The organism is Melghirimyces profundicolus, from assembly GCF_003054245.1.
GTDB lineage: Bacteria > Bacillota > Bacilli > Thermoactinomycetales > DSM-45169 > Melghirimyces > Melghirimyces profundicolus.
Map to the genome: position 1 here is coordinate 96,911 of NZ_QBKR01000011.1, position 21,039 is coordinate 117,949.

The 21,039-nt window shown below is 58.0% G+C and carries 17 protein-coding genes; 4 read left to right on the plus strand and 13 right to left on the minus strand.

Translation table 11 applies throughout. The annotated features are described in order from the left end of the window. Positions 1-169: 169 nt before the first annotated feature. From C8P63_RS09420 to C8P63_RS09445, 6 genes are all read right to left on the minus strand, one after another. The gene (locus C8P63_RS09420; RefSeq protein ID WP_108023507.1) at positions 170-1,303 is read right to left on the minus strand and encodes a murein hydrolase activator EnvC family protein; all 1,134 of its coding nucleotides are present in this window, start codon (positions 1,301-1,303) and stop codon (positions 170-172) included. Positions 1,304-1,340: 37 nt separating this feature from the next. Then, positions 1,341-2,240, minus strand: coding sequence for a permease-like cell division protein FtsX (ftsX, locus tag C8P63_RS09425; protein ID WP_108023509.1), 900 nt, complete (start codon positions 2,238-2,240; stop codon positions 1,341-1,343). Continuing rightward, a complete protein-coding gene (ftsE, locus tag C8P63_RS09430; RefSeq protein WP_108023511.1) occupies positions 2,230-2,916 on the minus strand; it encodes a cell division ATP-binding protein FtsE in 687 nt (228 codons plus the stop codon). The genes ftsX and ftsE overlap by 11 nt, the downstream gene beginning before the upstream one ends. Before the next feature lie 220 nt (positions 2,917-3,136). Further along, entirely contained in the window at positions 3,137-4,543 is a 1,407-nt protein-coding gene (gene argH / locus C8P63_RS09435; protein WP_108023513.1) for an argininosuccinate lyase, read from the minus strand. Continuing rightward, positions 4,491-5,753: an argininosuccinate synthase gene (locus C8P63_RS09440; RefSeq protein ID WP_108023515.1), complete on the minus strand. Its 1,263-nt coding sequence runs from the start codon at positions 5,751-5,753 to the stop codon at positions 4,491-4,493. The genes argH and C8P63_RS09440 overlap by 53 nt, the downstream gene beginning before the upstream one ends. Positions 5,754-5,970: 217 nt before the next feature. Next, complete coding sequence (locus C8P63_RS09445; RefSeq protein WP_108023517.1) at positions 5,971-6,423, minus strand: hypothetical protein; 453 nt, start codon at positions 6,421-6,423, stop codon at positions 5,971-5,973. Positions 6,424-7,016: 593 nt separating this feature from the next. On the opposite strand from C8P63_RS09445, the gene C8P63_RS09450 reads away from it, so the two are divergent. Then, positions 7,017-7,985: a DUF4349 domain-containing protein gene (locus C8P63_RS09450; protein WP_170109590.1), complete on the plus strand. Its 969-nt coding sequence runs from the start codon at positions 7,017-7,019 to the stop codon at positions 7,983-7,985. Between the two features lie 106 nt (positions 7,986-8,091). Continuing rightward, complete coding sequence (gene thiM, locus C8P63_RS09455) at positions 8,092-8,892, plus strand: hydroxyethylthiazole kinase (RefSeq protein WP_108023555.1); 801 nt, start codon at positions 8,092-8,094, stop codon at positions 8,890-8,892. 78 nt (positions 8,893-8,970) lie between these two features. Here thiM and argF read toward each other — a convergent pair whose 3' ends face one another. The 7 genes from argF to argC form a co-directional block, all read right to left on the minus strand. Further along, positions 8,971-9,945: an ornithine carbamoyltransferase gene (argF, locus tag C8P63_RS09460; RefSeq protein WP_108023522.1), complete on the minus strand. Its 975-nt coding sequence runs from the start codon at positions 9,943-9,945 to the stop codon at positions 8,971-8,973. Continuing rightward, on the minus strand, positions 9,942-13,187 hold the full coding sequence (gene carB / locus C8P63_RS09465; RefSeq protein ID WP_108023524.1) for a carbamoyl-phosphate synthase (glutamine-hydrolyzing) large subunit: 3,246 nt from the start codon (positions 13,185-13,187) through the stop codon (positions 9,942-9,944). Before carB ends, argF begins: the two co-directional genes overlap by 4 nt. Next, positions 13,180-14,250 carry a carbamoyl phosphate synthase small subunit gene (locus C8P63_RS09470; protein WP_108023526.1) on the minus strand — a complete coding sequence of 357 codons (1,071 nt, stop codon included), beginning with the start codon at positions 14,248-14,250 and terminating at the stop codon, positions 13,180-13,182. Before C8P63_RS09470 ends, carB begins: the two co-directional genes overlap by 8 nt. Continuing rightward, positions 14,228-15,421, minus strand: a complete 1,194-nt coding sequence (locus tag C8P63_RS09475) for an acetylornithine transaminase (RefSeq protein WP_108023528.1) — start codon at positions 15,419-15,421, stop codon at positions 14,228-14,230. Before C8P63_RS09475 ends, C8P63_RS09470 begins: the two co-directional genes overlap by 23 nt. Beyond that, on the minus strand, positions 15,390-16,193 hold the full coding sequence (gene argB / locus C8P63_RS09480) for an acetylglutamate kinase (protein WP_108023530.1): 804 nt from the start codon (positions 16,191-16,193) through the stop codon (positions 15,390-15,392). Before argB ends, C8P63_RS09475 begins: the two co-directional genes overlap by 32 nt. An 18-nt stretch (positions 16,194-16,211) precedes the next feature. Next, a complete protein-coding gene (gene argJ / locus C8P63_RS09485) occupies positions 16,212-17,456 on the minus strand; it encodes a bifunctional glutamate N-acetyltransferase/amino-acid acetyltransferase ArgJ (RefSeq protein WP_108023533.1) in 1,245 nt (414 codons plus the stop codon). A gap of 342 nt (positions 17,457-17,798) precedes the next feature. Beyond that, positions 17,799-18,830: an N-acetyl-gamma-glutamyl-phosphate reductase gene (gene argC / locus C8P63_RS09490; RefSeq protein ID WP_108023535.1), complete on the minus strand. Its 1,032-nt coding sequence runs from the start codon at positions 18,828-18,830 to the stop codon at positions 17,799-17,801. 687 nt (positions 18,831-19,517) lie between these two features. Between argC and C8P63_RS09495 the strand changes: the two genes are divergently transcribed. After that, complete coding sequence (locus C8P63_RS09495) at positions 19,518-20,264, plus strand: YheC/YheD family protein (protein WP_245920814.1); 747 nt, start codon at positions 19,518-19,520, stop codon at positions 20,262-20,264. A gap of 34 nt (positions 20,265-20,298) precedes the next feature. Continuing rightward, complete coding sequence (gene panD, locus C8P63_RS09500; protein WP_108023539.1) at positions 20,299-20,685, plus strand: aspartate 1-decarboxylase; 387 nt, start codon at positions 20,299-20,301, stop codon at positions 20,683-20,685. Positions 20,686-21,039: the final 354 nt, after the last annotated feature.

Consider the following 21,039-nt stretch of genomic DNA (forward strand, 5'->3'; position numbering starts at 1 on the left):
GCCTTCCCTTACAAGAAGGGCGGTACGCGGAAAAAAAGAAGAGCCAATGCACAACCTCACGCATTGGCCGCTTTGTCCCACCGTCGCTTCAGATATAGGACGGGATTCTGCAGGAATCCCTTTCAGTTCTTCACCGGCTTTCCCCGTCAAAGGAACGGAAGGCCGTTTTTTATTTGAGGTATTCCATCGGATCGATGGGCTCCCCGTTTTTCAGTACTTCAAAATGCAGATGGGGACCCGTCGACCAACCGTTGTTCCCCACTGCCGCAATTGCCTGTCCCTTGGCTACCGATTCCCCGGTTTTCACTTTGACATCCTGGGAATACATGTGGGCGTAGAGGGTGGAGAGCCCGCCCCCGTGATCGATCACCACGATGTATCCGTACCCCGCAGCAGGGCGTGCTTCAATCACTTTGCCTGCGGCAGCGGCATAAATCGGGGTTCCGAGGGAGGCTCCGAAATCCACCCCTGTGTGCATCTTGTAGACGCCTTGGGTGGGATGGTAACGCATCCCGAATCCGGATGTAATGGGCCCTTCGACCGGGCGCCGGAACTTGCCCCCTTCATAGGAGGCGTCCCCGGATTTCTTTTCGTTTTCCTGCTGTTTCCGGCGGATCAGCTCCCGGACCTTCTCCTTTTCCTCTTCGTTCACCTCTTCGAGATGCTCCTGCTTTTTCGCCAGTTTGTTCAGTTGTGTCTCGTGATCTTTGTACTCTTTCATCAAGCGGGAATGAATGGACCGCGCTTCCTCCTGCTTCTCCCGATGGTCCTCCAGGAGGTTTTGGTAACGGGCCTTTTCCTCCTTCAGGGAAGCCCGGTCTTCCCGATACCGGTTGATCAACTCCTGATCCCGGTCGGCCACCAGCTTCACGAACTTCAACCGGTTCAGAAACTGTTCAAGGGACTGGGAATTCAGAAGGGATTCCACGTAAAACATCTTCCCCTGCTGGTAGATCGTGCGGAGCCGGTTCTCATAAAGCCGCTCCTGCTCCTGAAGCTGGGATTCTTTCTCTTTCAGCCTCCGGCTGCTTTTCTTCAGCTTTTTCTCCAGGGAGTAGACCTCTTCATCCAATCGGGCCAATTTCCGTTTCTCGGTTTCCAGGTCGGCATAAAGCGATTTGAGCTCTTTTTCCGTCAGGGCTTTCTCCTTCTCCAGCCGTTGGATCTCTTTGTCCCTGTTTTTGATGCTCTCCCTTTTCTTTTCAATCTCGTCAGCATGGATGATCCCGGGAGAAAGGAGGGTGATGGCCAAGATGAAAGAGGCCCATCCACTCACCAGCTTTGCGGAACGCTTCCCTTTCACAACCTGCCTCCTCCTTGTGCCCGAACCGGCGCTCCGATCAGGTGCGCAGGAATCGGCGAATGGATATCAGACTTCCCCAAACCCCGATCAGGATGCCGAGCATGGTGGTGAGTCCCGCCACATAGAGAGAAAGGGGCCACATACCGAGCAATTTGAAGAAGCTGTAAGCTTTATCCGCATCCAAAATGCTGACAACCGCGTTGTAACCGAGCAGGACGACGGTAACCGGGACGATGGCTCCCAACATGCCGATCACAGCGCCCTCGATGAAAAACGGCCACCGGATAAACCAGTTGCTGGCCCCCACCAGACGCATGATCTCGATTTCCCGCCGACGGGCAAAAATGGTCAGCTTAATCGTATTGGAGATCAGGAAAGCCGCCAGGACCGCCAGACCCAGACCGAACACCAACACCATGTTGCGGACCCAAGCCGACAGGTTCAACAGGCGATCGGACACCCCTTCCCCGTGATCCACCTGATCCACCTGGTTGGGATAACTCTTGCGGATCTCCTTGGCCAGCGCTTCGGTCTGCTGGGGATCCTTCGCCTGAATCTCCAGGATGTCGGGCAGGGGGTTGTCCTTCTCCAGTCCCTCAAGGAACTCCTTGTCATCTCCCCATTGCTCTTTCATCATCTGCAGCCCCTGCTGCTTGGAGACGAAGTTCACTTCTTTCACCTGGGGATTCTTCTTAAGCTGAGCCTGGATCTGATCGATCTGGTCAGCATCGATCTGGGCGTTCAGGGACGCCCGGATCGACACCTGCTTGTCCAGCTCGGATGCCATGTAATTAATGTTGAATGCAAAAACCAGGAAAATCCCGAAAATCAGGAGGGTGACGCTGACGGCACTGACCGCGGCAAAGGTCATCCAGTTATTCCGGACCAGGCTCTTGAACGCTTCCTTGAAATGTCGAAACATGGTCTCAATCTTCATAGCCGTACTCTCCCCCCTGCTCGTCGCGGACGATCACACCCTGTTCCACCGCGATCACCCGCTTGCGCATGGTGTTCACGATTTCCCGGTTGTGCGTCGCCATCACCACGGTCGTTCCGCGTGAGTTGATCTCCTCCAGCAGGTACATAATGTCCCAGGAGTTCTCGGGATCAAGGTTCCCCGTCGGTTCGTCCGCGATCACAAAGTTGGGGTTGTTCACCATGGCGCGGGCGATGGAGACCCGTTGCTGCTCTCCCCCGGAAAGCTGGGAAGGCAAAGCGTTCATCCGATCGTAGAGACCCACCAGCTCCAGCACTTCCTGAACCCGACGGCGGATTTTCCGCCTCGGCGCTTCCACCGCCTCCATGGCGAAGGCCACGTTTTCATACGCCGTCATGTTGGGCAACAGTTTGTAGTCCTGGAACACGACGCCGATGTTGCGACGGAGATACGGAATCTTCCAATCTCTCACCCGTTTGACGTTCACCCCGTTGATCAGGATCACGCCGTGAGTCGGTTTCTCCTCGCGGTACATCAGCTTGATGAATGTGCTTTTCCCCGCCCCGCTGGGCCCCACAACATAGACGAACTCACCCTGATCGATTTTCGTGTTGATACCGTTCAGAGCTTTCACACCGTTGGGATACACCTTGTACACGTCATGCATTTCGATCATGCTATCACCTTCGTATGTTTTGGGTCGCGGTCTCCGACCGCACGCAGGCAGGATAAAAAGAAAAAAACATTAAGTATGAGTCCGCAAAAATCTTTTTCTATTATATCATTTCTTCGTTTCTTTCCCAGAAGAACATGGGAAAATGTCGCAAACCCGACATGAAAAAACCTGCCAGTCAATCGGCCGGCAGGTTTTGAACTTCCCGGCAACCGGGGATCCGCTAATATCTAACGGTATTCAACCAGTTCCGGGTTTCATCCAACTCGATCTTTTTCTTCTTCAAAACTTCCAGTACCCGGGATCGGGCCGTTCCGCTCCCGGCGTTTCTTGCATCCGCCACGTTTTCCACTTTCAACTTTTCATAGACGTCTTCTTCCACCAACGGGCAGGCTTCCCGGTATTCTTCCAAGGTAAGGTCCGTCAGGCTTTTTCCCTCATGCAGGCAGGTCAGCACGAGCCGGCCCACCACTTCATGGGCTTCACGGAAGGGCAACCCCTTGGTCACCAGGTAATCGGCGAGATCCGTCGCATTGGAAAATCCCTCTTCCGCATTCCGGCGCATTTTTTCCCCGTTCACCTTCATCCCCGCCACCATGGGGGCTGTCAGGGCCAGAGCACCCTTGAGGGTTTCCACGGAGTCGAAGACGCCTTCCTTGTCTTCCTGCATGTCCTTGTTGTAAGTGAGAGGGAGGGCTTTCAGGGTCGTCATCAGAGACACCCAGTGGCCCATCACCCTTCCGGTCTTGCCCCGGATGAGCTCCGGCACGTCCGGATTTTTCTTCTGGGGCATCATGCTGCTCCCGGTGCAGAAGGCGTCATCCAGTTCCACGTAGCCGAATTCTTCGCTGGACCAGAGAATCAACTCCTCCGACAGACGGGAAAGGTGCACCATGATCAGGGATGCTGCGGACAGGAATTCCACCAGGTAGTCCCGGTCGCTCACGGCATCCATGCTGTTGTCGTAGAGCCGGTCAAATCCCAGCTCTTCCGCCACCCGTTCCCGACGGATGGGAAACGTCGTGCCGGCAATCGCTCCCGCTCCCAGAGGCATCGTGTTGACCCGCTTATAACTGTCTTTCAACCGTTCCGCATCCCGTCCAAACATGTCGACGTAAGCCAGAAGGTGATGAGCCAGCCTCACCGGCTGGGCTCGTTGCAGATGGGTGTACCCGGGGAGAATGGTGTCCACATGCTCCTCCGCTTTTTCCACCAAGACTTCCTGAAGAGCGGTCAACGCCTTCACCAGATCCAGGGTCCGGGCCCGGACATACAGGTGCATATCCAAGGCCACCTGGTCGTTCCGGCTACGGCCGGTGTGGAGCTTTCCACCGGTGGGACCGATTTCCTCGATCAGAAGCTTTTCAATGTTCATGTGGATGTCTTCATGGGAGACGGAAAACTCCACTTTCCCGGCCCGGATTTTTTCCCGGATGGTTTTCAGTCCTTCCGAGATCTTCTTCGCTTCCCCGGGCCGGATGATTCCGCACTCCCCCAGCATCCGGACATGGGCCAGACTCCCCCGGATGTCTTCTTCAAAGAGCTTTTGGTCAAAGGGGATGGATGCAGTGTATTCTTCAACGAGTCGGTTGGTTTGCTTGGTAAAGCGCCCTCCCCAGAGCTTCATCAAATGTCGGGTCCTCCTTTTTCGGGTTCACCTTGGCATTCACCTCTGTCGGCAAGCCCCACAACTGAATGAAACCGACGGCGGCTTGGTGATTGAAGGTATCGTCGGGAGTATAGGTGGCCAATTCTTCATTGTACAGGGAGTGTTCCGATTTCCGTCCGGTCACCGTGGCCTGCCCTTTGAAAAGACGCACCCGGACAGTGCCGGTCACTTTGACTTGCGTTTGCTCCACGAAGGCATCCAAGGCTTCTTTGAGAGGGGAGAACCAGAGCCCTTCATAGACCAGTTCCGCCCACTTCGCCTCCACCGTGGGCTTGAACCGGGTCTCTTCCCGGGTATGGGTGAGAAACTCCAGTTCCCGGTGAGCGGTGATCAGGGTGATCGCCGCCGGGCACTCATAGACTTCCCTGGATTTGATGCCCACCAGCCGGTTCTCCACGTGGTCGATCCGTCCCACCCCGTGTTTGCCGGCCAGATGATTGAGTTCGCTGATGATTTGCCGGAACGACATCGCCTGCCCGTTCAGGGCGACGGGTTTTCCTTTCTGAAACGAAATCTCCACGTCCTCCGGTTCCGCCGGGGTCTCCTCCGGAGAACGGGTCCACTCGTAAGCTCCCCCGGGCGGAGTGGCCCACGGATCCTCCAGCACGCCGCACTCACAGCTCCTCCCCCACAGGTTCTGGTCGATGCTGTAAGGGTTATCCCGATCCACGGGAACCGGGATCCCGTGGTTGTGGGCATAAGCAATCTCTTCATCCCGGGACATGGCCCATTCCCGGACCGGAGCGATCACATCCAGGTCGGGGTTGAGGGCTTTTACCGCCAACTCGAACCGGACCTGATCGTTCCCTTTACCGGTGCAACCGTGAGCCACCGCCACCGCTCCTTCCGCCTCGGCCACTTTGACCAGCACCTCGGAAATCAGCGGCCGGGACAGGGCGGACACGAGGGGATACTTTCCTTCGTACATGGCATTGGCCTTCAGGGCCGGAAGCAGGTAATGTTCCGCAAACCATTCCCGGGTATCCACCACCATCGACTTGACGGCCCCCACCTTCATCGCTTTCTCCTTTACAAAGTTCAGATCTTTTCCTTCCCCCACATCCAATGCCACGGCAACCACGTCATACCCGTAGTTCTCCTTCAGCCACTGGATGGCCACCGATGTATCCAAACCGCCGGAATATGCGAGAATCACTTTCCCTTTGCCCATATCCGATCCACCTCTTAATAAAAATTCATTCTTTCGTATTATTATACATTCCGTTGCATCATAAGTCCACCCCGGATTTCGGGAAGGAATCGAATTTTTTCGGGTGACCGTCCCGAACACCGGAAGGTGATTGAACGAGGGTCCGCCTCCCGGTCTTCCGGTTGAATAAAAACCACCCGGCTCCCTGGAAGGGAACCGGGTGGTTTATCCTCTCGGTTCAAGCCGACATGGGCCGGCTTTCCGCGATATGCTTCAGGCTCTTGAGGTAGACGGGGAGAGAGCGGCGGATTTGCCAAGCCATCAGACGCGCTTTCAGTCTGTTGCCTCCTTCGGCAACGCTGACCTCACAGTCACAACTCATGGTCACTTCCCCGTCCGCTTCCTCCAAACTGATGAAAAGATCAAGAATGCCGTGGGAGAGATGGAGCCGGACACCGAAAAGCTCCGGTTTGCGATGGGCGACGATCTCTCCCTTCACTTTTTGTTCTTTTTTTCCGGAGCCGAAATGGAGGGTGAAAAGGGCTCCCTTCCAACTGCCTTCTTTCGGCATTTCTTCATAGGTGAGCCGTTGCATCCGGGGCACCCATTGCTTCAGTTGCCCTTCCGTTTCCAAACAGTCGAAAAGGTGTTCTCTCGAAGTTTGGACTCCGGTTTCCAAGGTGAGATGCATTGCCTCTTACACTCCTCTCCGGCCTGCCGACCGATTTCTTTTTTCTGTTCGCAGACCGACCGTGTCATTACCGAACACTAATCTTAACCCGTTTTTAACAGAAGGTAAACTTTCCGATTTTTTCAAAACAGCGGCCGGCTCCGGGCGCCGGTGCGGACCGCTGTTTGTACAGCACATCATTTCCAATTCTGCAATTCTGTTACAAAATCCTCCGCCCGATAAAAAACCTCCCTGGAAGCGTTGTGAAAAAGTGAGCGGCAGCATTTACCCAAAGCCGTTCCGGCGGCACTCACAGAGCACAAGTCGCGCCGGGGGTCGCTTCACTCCCAGTCGCCTATGCACTCACAGAGCACAAGTCTCGCCTGGGTCGCTTGCGCTCCCCGGTCTCACTATGCACTCACAGAGCACAAGTCGCTATTTTGGGTAAACGCTTCCCCTTTTCTCGAAACGAACATTCAATCACAATACTTCTAGAAGCGTTGTGATTTCCGGCGCCCTTTTCCGGGAGCTTTTTCTTTTTTCTCATCCGTTTCCGCAACTTTCCAGGCCCATCTTTCGTCTGTAAAGTGAAAAAGAAGTGGAAGGGGTGGATGATGATCCACAGCATGTGGAAACGGATCGGGGCCGGGGTGCTGGCCACCCTGTTTCTGGCCGGGTGCAGTTCCGGGGAAGAAGCCCGGGTCGCCCAACTGGATTCCAAATCACCCGCAAGATCCGAGGCGGTCGAACAGACCGAATCCTTCTCTGTCCGCGGGTTGGCGAAAACAAAGGACTCCCGAAAAACCGGCGGGTCAACGGAGACGGATCCGGCGTTGAGCAAGAAAGAAACCGCAGTCTCGCCGGAGAAGCGGAAAGTGGTCTACCAAGCCAATTTGGACTTACGGGTGGACAATCTGAAAAAAGCGCGGGAGAAGATGGAGGAGGATGCCCGCAAAAAGGACGGGTACCTGGTGGAAGCTTCCCAATCCCGAAACGGCCATGACGTGACGGGACGGTTTGTGTTCCGGATCCCCCAGGAGTCATTCCACGCTTTTCTGGACGAACTGGAGAGAGTGGCGCAGGAAGTTTCCTCCCGGAATCTCTCCGGCAAGGACGTCACCGAAGAGTTTGTCGACCTGAAATCCCGGCTCAAGGCCAAAAAAGCTGTGGAAAAACGCCTGATGGAAATGATGAAAGAGGCGAAAACGACGGAGGACCTGCTGAAGGTATCGGAACGGCTTTCCCAGGTGCAGGAAGAGATCGAACAATTAAAGGGGCGGATGCAATATCTCCAAAACCGAACCGATTATGCCACGGTCACCGTCCAGGCCCGTCAGGTGGCCCCCCTTGAGAAACCGGAGGGAGAGCCCGGATGGGGTGAACGGGTGTCCCATTCCTTTGTGCAATCGCTGGGGTGGCTCCGTGACCTGTTTCAAGGGATCGTCGTGTTGGGTGCCGCTCTTCTTCCCCCCGCCGCAGTGCTTGCCATCCTTTTCCTCCCCCTCCTGTGGTGGTACCGCCGGTGGAAAAAGACCCCCTCCGGAGAAACCCCTCCCGGGGAGGAAGAAGATTCTTCCCTCTGAAACGAGTGATTTTTATATCCATGTCGAACGGCCTCTTTCCCTTTCCTGTCCCCAGGTGTTCAGGCCGGGAAGCGGCCCAGAATGAGAAAAGGAGGATGGACCCTTGATGGATTGGAATCCTGAACTGATCGAAGAGGTGCGGAAAAACCGTCCGCTGGTGCATCACATCACCAACGTGGTCACGGTCAACGATTGCGCCAACATCACCTTGAGCTGCGGCGGGGCCCCGGTGATGGCCGACGCCCCGGAGGAAGCAGCGGACATGACCCGGCTCGCCTCCGCTCTGGTGCTGAATATCGGCACCCTGAATGCAGACCAGGTGGAGACGATGATTCGGGCCGGAAAAGCCGCCAACGAGAAAGGGATTCCCGTCGTGCTCGACCCGGTGGGCGCCGGTGCCACAACCTTCCGGACCGAAACAGCGAAGCGGCTGTTGGATCGGATCCGGATCTGCCTGCTGAAAGGAAACGCAGGCGAAATCGCCACCCTCGCGGGGGGGTCCGCCCAGGTTCGCGGGGTGGATTCGGAGAGGGTGGAAGGAGAGATCCGGGCCCTTGCGGCGAAGGCGGCCCGGGAGTGGGATGTCACCGTGGTGGTGACCGGGAAACGGGATCTGATCACCGACGGGAGCCGTTGGGCGGAGATCTCCAACGGCCACCCGCTGATGGGTTCCATCACCGGAACCGGCTGCATGGGCGCCTCCGTCCTCGCCGCCTTCGCCGCCGTCAGCCCTGATCCGACGAGAGCCGCCGTTTCCGCCTTGGCCTCCTACGGTGTCGCGGCGGAACAAGCGGCCATGCAAGCCAACGGCCCCGCCAGTTTCCGGACGGCACTCTTCGATGCCCTGGCTGCCCTGAAGGGCGAAACGGTCCGGGAACGGGCACGGGTGGACGAGGGTCGCCTTTGACTGATCCAAGATGAAAAGCAGCCCCGGAGAATAACGGGGCTGCTTTTTCGTCGATGGAGGAGGATTTTTCTCATGCGGTCACGCCAGCAACTCCACTAACAGTGCTTTCTGGGCGTGCAGGCGGTTCTCTGCCTGTTGAAAAACAACCGAACGGGGGCCGTCGATGACTTCTGACGCCACTTCCAGGCCGCGGTATGCAGGCAGGCAATGAAGGAAAAGGGCGTCGGAGCGGGCCCGGGACATCAGTCGGGCGTTTACCTGAAACCCTTCGAAATCCCGGATTCGTTTTTTCTTCTCCTCTTCCTGCCCCATGCTGGCCCAGACGTCGGTGTAGACGGCGTCCGCCCCTTCCACCGCCTCCAGGGGATCGTGGGTGAAGGAAAGGACGGCCCCGGTCCGGAGAGCCGTATCCCGTGCCTGGCGGACGACGGCCGGATCCGGTTCATACCCTTCAGGGAAAGCGGCTGCCAGGTGAATGCCCGTGGCGGCGGCAGCCTCCAGAAGGGAATGGAGGACATTGTTTCCGTCCCCGACATAGGCCAATCGGAGTCCGGACAACTCCCCTTTTTCCTCTTTCAGTGTGAGGAGATCCGCCAGCGCCTGGCAGGGGTGGTGCAAATCGGTCAACCCGTTGATGACCGGTATGGAAGCGTGATCCGCCAACTCCGTCACCGTCTCGTGGCTGAAGGTGCGGATCTGGATCGCGTCCACATAACCGGACAGCACCCGGGCCGTATCCCCGATGCTCTCTCCCCGTCCCAGCTGGAGCTCCCCCCGGTTCAGATGAAGTGCGTGGCCCCCCAGTTGAGTCATTCCGGTCTCGAAGGAAACGCGGGTCCGGGTGGAAGGTTTGTCAAAAATCATGGCCAATGTCTTCCCCGCCAAGGGACGGAAAGCCTCCCCCGCGCGGTATCGCTGTTTCATCTCCAGTCCCCGATCCACGAGGAATTGAATTTCCCCGGGAGTGAAGGGAGAGAGAGCCAGACAATCCCTCCCTCTCAGAGAGAAGGCGGAACCGCCGACTCCCTGGATGACCGATTCGTTCACACTCATCCCAAAACCGCCTCCTTCTCCTTGATGGTGCCGAGGGGAACCACTGACCATTCCTCCGGATTCCGAACGTTGGTGGTGCGGATCCACCACCGGAACGTGTCCATGGAAGTAAAGCACGGAACCTGCCATTCCAGCGCCAACTGACGCAACCGAAAACCGTTCCGGTTCTCTTGACCGCCGCAGGTGGGAAGGTTGAGGATGAGGGACGGTCCGTCCTCGTGGAACCAACCTTCCCAGTTTTCGGGACCGACGATCTCCACCGGAACATCCCATGTCTTGCGGAGGTAAGCGGCCGTCCCTTCCGTCGCCGCCAGTCGGACCCCCCGTCCGGCCAAATCGGGGATCCATTCGCCCAGTTCCTGTTTGGACGCATCGGCGACGGAGAGAAGGAGGCGGGTCCCCCGGAGGGAAGCGGGAAGCTTCCCTCCGACGGCGGAGGGAAGCACTTTGGCCACCGCCTCTTCCAGGGTGTCGCCCATTCCGAGGATTTCCCCGGTGGACCGCATCTCCGGACCCAGGGCCGGGTCCACCCGGGGAAGCTTGGAGGCGGAGAAAACCGGCCCCTTCACCGCCCAGCGGGAGATCGGCTTCATTACACCGACGGGGGCAAAGGATGACAAGGGTTCCCCCAGCTGAACCCGGGTCGCCCACTCCACCATCGGAACCCCCGTCACCTTGCTGATCACCGGAACCGTCCGGGAAGCCCGGGGGTTCACTTCCAGCACATAGACCTCCTCTTCGTTCAACACGAACTGGATGTTCAAGAGGCCTGCATGGGAGAGATTTCCGGCGATTCGTCCGGTGTATTCCACCACTGTCTCCTTCTGTTTTTCGGTCAGATCGGGAGCCGACAGGATGGAAAGGCTGTCTCCCGAATGGACGCCCGCCCGTTCCACATGCTGGACCAGCGTGGGGATGACCAGATCTTTCCCGTCGGTGACGGCGTCCACTTCCACTTCGATGCCTTCCACAAAGCGATCCAGCAGAATCGGGTAAGCCTTCTCCGGCAAGATCTCCGCGAAGCGGGCCATGGTCTCCTCCAACTGCACCCGACTCCTTACCACCTGCATCCCCTGCCCGCCAATCACATAGGAAGGCCGGAGAAGCAGGGGGTACCCCAGCTCTTCGGCGGCGTGCCTGGCCTCGCTGAGGGTCCGGGCGGTTTTCCCCGGAATATGGGGAATGCCCAGCTCCTGCAACAAGGCGTAGAACCGATGCCGGTCTTCCACCTGGTCAATGGTGTCGGCGGAGGTGCCCAACACTTTCAAGCCCGCTTCCTCCAATCCCTGGATCAACCGGACCGCCGTCTGACCCCCGTATTGGACCAGTACTCCGTCGATGGCTTCCTTTTCCGCCACGTGGATCACATCTTCCACGGTCAAGGGTTCGAAGTAAAGACGGTCCGCTGTGGCGTAATCGGTGCTGACGGTCTCCGGGTTGTTATTGACGACCACCGAGACCGCCCCCTGTTTTCTCAGGGATTCAGCCGCATGGACGGAACAATAGTCGAACTCGATCCCCTGCCCGATCCGGATCGGACCCGCTCCCAGAACCAGGTAACGACGGCCCGGCTCCGGGGCGGCGACTTCATCCCTCCCTTGCCAGGAAGAATAGTAGTAGGGGGTTTCGGCCACAAACTCCCCGGCACAGGTGTCCACCCATTTATAGGAGGGAGACCAGCCCTTTTCTTTCCACCGTTGGCGGATTTCCGACTCCGAAACCCCGAACCAGCCGGCCAGGGCGGCATCGGCGATCCCTTTCTCTTTGGCTTCCTTCAGTTCGGCATCCTTCACCTTCTCCCAGCCGGAGGAAGAAAGCCGCACCTCCAAAGCCACCATGTCCCGGATTTTACGTAAAAACCAGGGGTGGATCAGGGTCAGACGATGAATCTTTTCCTCTTTCCACCCCCTGCGGTATGCTTCCGCCAGAAGGAACAGCCTCCGGTCATCGGGACGGGCGAGTCGATGTTCCAGCTCCCGGTCGGACACGTTCCGTCCCTCGGGTGAAAGGAGGGTGAACCGATCCGTATCGAGGGATCGGATCGCTTTGTACAGCGCCGTTTCCAGGTTTCTTCCCAAAGCCATCACTTCCCCGGTGGCCTTCATCCGGGTTCCGAGGGTGCGGTCGGCGCCGGGGAACTTGTCGAAGGGCCAACGGGGGATCTTCACCACCACATAATCCAGAGCCGGTTCAAAACTGGCGAAGGTATGGCCGGTGACCGGGTTGAGGCACTCGTCCAGCCGGTAACCGATGGACAGTTTGGCCGCCAGTCGGGCGATGGGATACCCCGTCGCCTTGGAAGCCAGCGCGCTGGACCGGCTCACCCGGGGATTGACTTCAATAATCCGGTACTCCCCGGTGTCCGGATGGAGGGCGAACTGGATGTTGCATCCCCCCACCACACCCAGTGCCCGCACCACCTTGCAGGCGACTGAGCGCAATTGTTGGTACTGCCGGTCGGTCAATGTCTGGGAAGGTGCCGTGACGATGCTGTCCCCGGTGTGGGTGCCCACCGGATCCAGATTTTCCATGTTGCAGACGGCGATGCAGGTATCGTTGGCATCCCGCATCATCTCGTATTCGATCTCCTTCCAGCCGAGGATGCTCTCCTCGACCAACACTTGCCCGATCGGACTGGCGGCCAGCCCCTGACGCGCCACCTGTTCCAGTTCCGCCCGGTTCCGGGCTGTGCCTCCGCCGAATCCGCCGAGGGTGTATGCGGGACGGACGATCACAGGGTATCCGATGGCGGCGGCGAAACCGACCGCTTCCTCCACGGTGGAGACCGTCTTTCCTTCCGGGACCGGTTCTCCGATGGAAGCCATCGCCTGTTTGAACGCTTCCCGGTCCTCCCCCCGTCGGATGGAGTCCACCGGAGTCCCCAACAACTTCACCCCGAAGGTATCCAACACTCCTTCTTCCTGGAGCTCCACCGCCAGGTTGAGTCCGGTTTGCCCCCCGACGCCGGCGAGAAGACCGTCGGGTCGTTCCCGCGCGATGATCCGGGTGAGCACCTCCAAGGTCAGGGGTTCCGTATAGACGGTATCCGCCGCTTCCGGGTCCGTCATGATGGTGGCCGGGTTGTTGTTGGCCAGGATGACGTGGATCCCTTCCTCCTTCAGCGCAAGACAGGCCTGGGTCCCCGAATAGTCAAACTCCGCCGCCTGACCGATGACAATCGGACCGGAGCCAATCACCAGGACCCGGCTCACCGAAGTCTTCCTTCCGTCTGTTTCACCCATGGACCGCCACCTCCTTTCCTTTCCGGATCTTCTCCAGGAATCGGTCAAAAAGCGTTTCCGCATCGGCAGGTCCGGGATGGGCTTCGGGGTGGAACTGCACGGAAAAGACCGGGAAATGACGGTGGGCCAGTCCCTCCACCGAACCATCATTGACGTGGAGGTGGGTGATCTCCCAGTCGGAAGTGTCCACCGAAGAAGTCCGGACAGTATAGCCGTGGTTCTGAGAAGTGATCCAGACCTTCCCCGTGGATGGTTCCCTCACCGGATGGTTGCTCCCCCGGTGACCGAAAGGAAGGCGCTCGGTGTCGGCACCCAGAGCCAGTGCCAGCAGTTGGTGCCCCAGGCAGATCCCCATCGAAGGAATCCGCCGGATGAGCGGAACCCACCCTTCCAGGAACGGCAGAAGCGCCTTGGGATCCCCGGGTCCGTTGGAAAAAAGGAGACCGTCGGGGGCCAGCCGTTCCACCTTTTTCGGATCGGTGAAATAAGGGACCTTCGTCACCCGGCACCCCCGTTTTGTCAGGCTGCGAACCATGGAAGCTTTCACTCCGAAATCGAGAAGGACGATATGGGGGGCATCGGAGTCCTCCGACGGTTCGGAAACCGGCTCTTTCACCGAAACCCCCTCCACCCACTGAAGCGAGAGCGGATCGGGCCACTCCTTCACCCGGGGATGCGGATCGGAGGCGATCACACCGCGAATCCCCCCGTTCTCCCGCACCTTCTTGACCACCGCCCGGGTATCCACACCCGAAATTCCGGGCACCCCGTGAGCATCCAGCCATTTCCCCAGACCGGAACCGGTCTCTTGCCAGCATTCGCTCACCACGATCCCGGCACAGTGGGGCCGGTCACTCTCACTCTCTCCCCGGACGGTCCCGTAATTCCCGATGAGGGGATAGGTGAAGGTGACGATCTGTCCCGCATAGGAAGGATCGGTCGTCACTTCCTGATATCCGGTCATGCCGGTGGTAAACACCACTTCTCCGGGAACCTCCCTGGGGGTACCGATCCAGACTCCCGGAAAAGCCTCCCCGTCTTCAAACACGAGGTACGCTTCCATTGGCGTCAACCTCCTCCCAGTGCTGCAAACTGTCTTCAATGATGGCCGCCGCCTGTTCGATCTCTTCTTCTCCCGTCACCAGCGGGGGAAGGAGACGGAGAACCCGGGGGCCCGCCGCCACGGCCAAAAGCCCTTTCTCTTTGAGAACAGGAAGCAGGGGACCGACCGGACGGTCCATTTCCACTCCCCACATGAAACCTTTCCCGCGGATATCCACCACGGCCGGATGGGAATGCAGTCGTTGGCGAAGCCGGGAGTCAAGACATTCCCCCATTTCCCGGGCACGGGTCAGGATGTCCGACTCCGTCAGCTCCTTCAACACCGCATGGGCGGCGGCCATGGCAAGGGGGTTGCCTCCGAAGGTGCTGGCGTGACTGCCCGGGCCGAAATGGCGATCCAACCCCTTCCGCCCCATCATCGCCCCGACGGGCACGCCGTTGCCCAGCCCTTTGGCCAACGTCACCACATCGGGCCGGACACCGAAGTCCCGGAAAGCGAACAAATCTCCCGTCCGCCCCATCCCCGTCTGGATCTCATCCACCATCAGAAGGATCTCCTTCTCCCGGCACCGCTCTTCCAACCGCTTCAGAAAGCCGGGATTGGCAGGGATGACTCCCCCCTCTCCCTGAACGGGTTCCAGCAACACCGCCGCGGTATTCCCGGTCAGACCCTCATCCAAGGCGCCGGTGTCGTTGTACGGGAGGTGGCGAAATCCGCCGGGAAGGGGATCGAACCCCGCTTTCACCTTCGTCTGACCGGTGGCGGTCAAGGTGGCCAGCGTCCGGCCGTGGAAGGAAGAGTGAAACGTTATCACCTCGGGCCGCTCCAACCCCTTATGTTCCCGGCCGTAGCGGCGCGCCAGCTTGATGGCCGCTTCCACCGCCTCCGCTCCGCTGTTGCAGAAAAAGGAAAACGCCAGGCCGCTTTCCTCGGCCAGTTTTCCGGCCACCGTTTCCTGAAGAGGGATCCGGAACAGATTGGACACATGCCACAGCCGATCCAGCTGCTCCCGCACCGCCTCCTTCACCCGGGGGTGGGCGTGACCCAGATTGCAGACCCCCAAACCGGAGGTGAAGTCCAGATAGCGGCGGCCCGTTTCGTCCCAGAGCCAGGGCCCTTCTCCCCTGACGGGTTTGAGATCACTTCTCGGATAAGTGGGAAACAGCGCCAAGGGGCTCCACCTCCTTCCGGATTCGCGTTCCCGCTCCGCTTAACGCCCCGGGGGCGCTCCCGTCAGCGATGATCACCTCTTCGACCCCGGAATCCAATCCGGCGAGGGCTGCGTCGACTTTGGGGATCATCCCCCCCCGGATCGTGCCGTTCTCCACCATTTCCCGCACTTCAGAGGGGGTCGCGGAAGGGAGGTTCCGGGACGTTGCTCCCTCCGTCCGGATCCCGGGTACATCCGTCACCATAACCAACTTTCTTGCGGAGAGGGCCCGGGCCACCGCCCCGGCGGCGGTGTCGGCATTGACGTTGTACCTTCTTCCCTCGGCATCGACCCCGAGGGAAGCCACCACCGGGATCCAACCCGATTTCAGGAGGTCAAAAAGAATCCCGGGATGGACTTCCGTCACCTCCCCGACCCAACCCAGGGAGGGATCTTTCGGTTTCACTTCCAGGAGGGCACCGTCCACGCCGGACAGTCCCACCGCAGGGAGTCCGGCGGCCCGAAGGCGGGCGGTCAACCCCTTGTTGACGGTGCCGGCCAACACCATTTCCGCCGCCTTCAGCCCCTCGTCATCCGTGACGCGCAATCCCTTCACAAATCGCGTCTTAAGCCCCAGCCGCTTCTGCAACCGGCTGATCTCCGGACCGCCTCCATGGACGATCACGGGAGGACCGGCCGATTTCATGCCATTTTTCAATTCTTGAAAAAAAGAAGGGTGCAGCCGTTCCAGCACGCTTCCCCCCGCTTTGATCACCACCGGCCACAATCTCATGGTTTTCCTCCTCTCTTCCTACGTACGGTAACTGGCGTTGATGCGGACATAATCATAGGTCAGATCGCATCCCCAAGCGGTGGCCTGCGCCGCTCCCCGGTTCAGATTCACCCGGAGACGGACGGGATCCTGTTCCAGCTCCCGTCGCCCCGCCGCTTCATCCATCGGGACCGGCCGGCCGTCCCGGACGGCACAGATCGAACCGATGTACACCTCCACCCGGTCCGGGTCAAAAATCGCTCCGCTGTAGCCGAGGGCGCAAACGATCCGGCCCCAGTTGGGATCCGCACCGAAGACGGCCGTCTTTACCAGACTGGAACCGACAATGGCCTTGGCGGCCCGCCTCGCACCTTCCTCCGTCTCCGCTCCGGTGACGGTCACTTCCACCAGGCGGGTCGCTCCTTCCCCGTCCCGGGCGATCTGCCGGGCCAAGTCCCGTGCCACATGGGCAAAGGCCCGGCAGAATGCCGGCCAATCCGGATGATCTTCTGTCAAGGGTTCGTTCCCGGCCAAGCCGCTGGCCATGGCGGTCACCATGTCGTTGGTGCTGCAATCCCCATCCACCGTGATCATGTTGAAGGTTTGATCGGTCACCTTTCGGAGGATCCTTTGCAGGACCGGCGGTTCCACAGCCGCATCGGTATTGATGAACGCCAGCATCGTCGCCATGTTGGGGTGAACCATACCGGAGCCCTTGGCCGCTCCGGCCACCCGAACTTCCTTCCCCTGCACGGTCAGGCGGACTTCCGAGGCTTTGGTGAAGGTGTCTGTCGTCAGGATGGACCGGCAGAAGGAATCTTGTCCCTCGGGGGCCAATTGCTCCACCAATCCGGGGATCGCCCGCAGCATTCGGTCCATGGGAAGAGGCTCGCCGATCACACCGGTGGACACCACGCCCACGAGATGTTCCGGTATCTTCAGTTGCCGGGCCGTCTCCTGCCGCATCCGGCGGGCGTCGTCCAGTCCGCGCCGGCCTGTGCAGGCGTTGGCGTTGCCGCTGTTGACGATCATTGCCTGCATCCGACCCTCCACTTCCAATCCCTCCCGGGTGACTTTGAGGGGTGCGGCCTGGAATGCGTTCATCGTATAGACGGCGGCTGCGGAGGCGGGAACCTCGCAGACGATCATCCCCAGGTCCTTCCGTTTCCGTTTAATCCCCGCATGAAGTCCGGCCGCCCGGAAACCGCGGGGGGACGTGATCCGCGGTTCCTTTGCCACCTTGCAGCCGTCTGTCACCACCGCCCTCACCTGAAGCTGTTCCATGTTTCCCTCCCCTTTCGCTTTACGTATGATCTCTATAAGCGTTGTGAAAAAGTGAGCGGCAACATTTACCCAAAGCCGCTCCGGCTGCACTCACAGAGCACAAGTCTCGCCTGGGTCGCTTGCGCTCCCCGGTCTCGCTATGCTGTCCTGCATAGATGCAGGCACTGTCCGCTCCGAATCATCCTGCTGCGGGCAGGGGCAAACGCCTTCGGATGCAACACAGAGGAGCTTTTCCCCCTGAACGCCCTTGCAGGCTGATTCTCCGCTGGGCAGGACAGCAAAGTCGCTATTTTGGGTAAATGCTTCCCCTTTTCTCGAAACGAACATTCAATTACAACGCTTCTATGGATACTGCGGCAACAGATCCAACCCCGTCGTTTCGGGCCAACCCATGCGCAGGTTCAGGTTTTGCACGGCCTGCCCCGCGGCTCCCTTGACCAGGTTGTCGATGGCTGCCATCCCCACCACGGTGTTCGTCCGGTCATCCAGATGAAAGGCGATATCACAATAATTGCTCCCCTGAACCTCTTTGGTTCGTGGCCATTCTCCCTTTTTCCGGACCCGAATGAAGGGGGCATTCCGGTACGCCTCTTCCGCCATCTCCCGCAGCCGCCCGGATGTCCAACCCCCGGCCGCCGGCACGTAAATCGTCACCAAGATGCCACGGTTCATCGGAACAATCTGGGGAGTGAACAACACGGATGTCTCCTTTCCTCCGGCCAGGGTGGCATACCGCTCGATCTCCGGAGTGTGACGGTGAGCCCCCACCTGATACGGGAAGAGATTTTCGTTCACTTCACAAAACAGACTGGTCTGTTTGACCCCCCGCCCCGCTCCGGACATGCCCGATTTGCCATCCACCACCACCGGACCGTCCCCGACGGCTCCCGCTTTCAACAGGGGGATCAGAAGCATCAGAGCGGCCGTCGGATAACATCCGGGATTGGCGATGATCCCGGCTTCCCGGATGGAGGACGCAAACCACTCACTCAATCCGTAGGCCGATCGTTCCAACCAGCCGCCCTCCGGCGGCTCCGCCCCGTACCACTCCCGATAGGCGGCCGCATCCAGCCGGAAGTCCCCTGCCAGATCGATCGAGAGGCAGCCCTTATCGGCCAGCGGAGGCAAAAGCCGGCTGCTGACCCCGGAGGGGGCCGCAAAAAAGACGATATCCGATTCTTCCGCCAATCGTTCCGGTTCCATCTCCTCCAACGAGTGAGACAAATGGGACAGATGGGGGAACACATTCTCCACTCCCTCCCCCGCCTTGGAGGAGGAGATCAGCTTCGTCAAGGTGACCCGGGGATGCCGGTGCAGGATCCGGATCAGTTCCGCACTTCCATATCCCGTCGCTCCCACAACCGCCGCTTTCATCTCTCCACTCCGCCTTTCCGAAATCAGTTTCGTATCATTATACATACTTATTAATATTTATTCAATCCATTTCATTAAAAAACGGTTGAAATTGAACCGTTTTTTCGTCAACCAGTGTCCCAAGACAGGCCAAGCCGGATGGAGTGAATCAAGGAACTTCCAGCGAACGGGATTTTGGCGTTATCCTTTCATTATTGAAGGAGGCGTGGAGGACGGTGGAATGTTTCCCTGCATCCGGTCCGTCCGGCAGACGTGGCCATTCTTGAGGGTTGTTTTATCTCGCAATCTATGTCCCCGAAGGAACCCCGCGTCAAATGGCCGGGTACATCCGGTTCAAATATCCGCCTTTCCCTTTGCCATCCGGGTTAAGCGGTTATTTTTTCTCCCCGTTTTTCATCGTTGATTGAATGAACTCATTCGCTTTCAGGCGTGTCCGGACCCGTCCTCTCCGGCTTCATGATGGACAGCAGAGGTGATCATCATGCCGTTCGTTTCCACCGATCGATCGATATACGAAAGGGTTCTGTGGGGAGGAGAATCACTTGACAGGAGCCGAAATGTCACCACTCCCGCTCCTCAGGTATAAACACCCATCTTTATAAATATCTACCAAATGCATGCACGAAAAAATAGAGTCCTCCATATGAATAAATTATAACATCATAGAAGGAGTGAATGGATTTGGCAGTGCAACGAGTCGTAGCAAGCAAACTGAAGAAAAACAACCTCCTGTTAAAAGACCCCGGCATTGCTCCCCACATTCCGAAAACAGCCTGGTTTTCCGTTGAAGCGTTGAAAAAAATGCTAAAGGATTATGCCGCTGTTTTCGTAAAGCCTGACAGGGGATTTTGCGGCAACGGGATTATTCGGATTAACAGGTTGAAAAGGGATCAATATGAAATTTGCTCCAGCTTCACGGATGAAGTGAAAACAGCTGATTTGAATAACACCTGCAGCATGGTTGCCGGCCTGATCAAGCCCGGTATTCCATATATCATCCAACAAGGGATCGATGTTGCCACCTATAAAGGAAAAGCTTTTGATGTCCGAATCACCATGCACAGACTATTGGACAAATGGCAGCTGACCGGATGGTTTGCAAGAGTCTCCACCAACAACAAAGCAGTTACAAACTGGTCGAAGGGCGGAAAGTTGGTTCCGCTGGAAAAGGTGCTGGCAGCAAACAAACTGAATGCCACCGAAATATCAAGGGAATTGGCCGATTTGGCACACCAAATCTCCCACACATTCGGGTCTTATTACGGTATGCGGGTTTTGGGCGTGGATATGGCCGTGGACAGAAAAGGTGGAGTATGGTTTATCGAAGCGAATACGTCTCCGATTGTCAGGAAGTTGTTTAAGGATTACGGGAACAAACAAATGTACAATAAAGCACTGAATGCTCAGGCTTTTATTGAAAAAATGTACAGTTAAATGAAGTCGGACCCTCCAAGAAGGAGGTGACATCATGCTCCTGACGGTGATGAAATCAAAAATCCATCGGGCAACCGTGACGGAATCGGACCTGAACTATGTGGGAAGTGTAACCATCGACGAGGATATAATGGAAAAAGTCAATATCATCCCCAACGAAAAGGTCCAAATCGTGAACAACAATAACGGGGCCCGTATGGAAACCTATGTCATTCCCGGGCCTCGGGGCAGCGGCACCATCTGCTTAAACGGAGCGGCTGCACGTCTGGTTCAACCTGGCGATATCGTGATTATCCTCTCCTATGTCATGCTGGATGAATCCAAGGCAAAGTCTTACCGACCCCGTGTGGCCGTTATGGGGGAAGGAAATATGATCCATGAAATGCTTATGGAAGAAGTTCACGGTACGGAGAAGTCCTGAAACATTGACAACCGGTATGCACCTCAATGGGGGCACCGGTTGGTTTTTTGGTCGATTTCTGAACCGGAGTGAAGAATCGTGAAAATGTGATCATTTCGCGGGCAACGACGCTCACCCTTTCTGGTTGCCGGTTTGTCACCTCGCATGAAAATTCTCAGCTGAAGCTGCCACGCTAGAAGCGTTGTGAAAAAGTGAGCGGCAGCATTTACCCAAAGCCGCTCCGGCTGCACTACAGAGCACAAGTCTCGCCGGGGGTCGCTCACTCCCCGGTCTCGCTATGCACTCACAGAGCACAAGTCTCGCCGGGGGTCGCTTCACTCCCCGGTCTCGCTATGCACTCACAGAGCACAAGTC

Excerpts from the sequence above, each read along its gene's own strand:
- ftsX (WP_108023509.1), bottom strand. The coding sequence starts at position 2,240 with ATGAAGATTGAGACCATGTTTCGACATTTCAAGGAAGCGTTCAAGAGC.
- thiM (WP_108023555.1), top strand. The coding sequence starts at position 8,092 with ATGGATTGGAATCCTGAACTGATCGAAGAGGTGCGGAAAAACCGTCCG.
- panD (WP_108023539.1), top strand. The coding sequence starts at position 20,299 with ATGCTCCTGACGGTGATGAAATCAAAAATCCATCGGGCAACCGTGACG.
- carB (WP_108023524.1), bottom strand. The coding sequence starts at position 13,187 with ATGGGTGAAACAGACGGAAGGAAGACTTCGGTGAGCCGGGTCCTGGTG.
- ftsE (WP_108023511.1), bottom strand. The coding sequence starts at position 2,916 with ATGATCGAAATGCATGACGTGTACAAGGTGTATCCCAACGGTGTGAAA.
- C8P63_RS09470 (WP_108023526.1), bottom strand. The coding sequence starts at position 14,250 with ATGGAAGCGTACCTCGTGTTTGAAGACGGGGAGGCTTTTCCGGGAGTC.
- argB (WP_108023530.1), bottom strand. The coding sequence starts at position 16,193 with ATGAGATTGTGGCCGGTGGTGATCAAAGCGGGGGGAAGCGTGCTGGAA.
- argJ (WP_108023533.1), bottom strand. The coding sequence starts at position 17,456 with ATGGAACAGCTTCAGGTGAGGGCGGTGGTGACAGACGGCTGCAAGGTG.
- argF (WP_108023522.1), bottom strand. The coding sequence starts at position 9,945 with ATGAGTGTGAACGAATCGGTCATCCAGGGAGTCGGCGGTTCCGCCTTC.
- argC (WP_108023535.1), bottom strand. The coding sequence starts at position 18,830 with ATGAAAGCGGCGGTTGTGGGAGCGACGGGATATGGAAGTGCGGAACTG.
- C8P63_RS09445 (WP_108023517.1), bottom strand. The coding sequence starts at position 6,423 with ATGCATCTCACCTTGGAAACCGGAGTCCAAACTTCGAGAGAACACCTT.
- C8P63_RS09440 (WP_108023515.1), bottom strand. The coding sequence starts at position 5,753 with ATGGGCAAAGGGAAAGTGATTCTCGCATATTCCGGCGGTTTGGATACA.
- C8P63_RS09450 (WP_170109590.1), top strand. The coding sequence starts at position 7,017 with ATGATCCACAGCATGTGGAAACGGATCGGGGCCGGGGTGCTGGCCACC.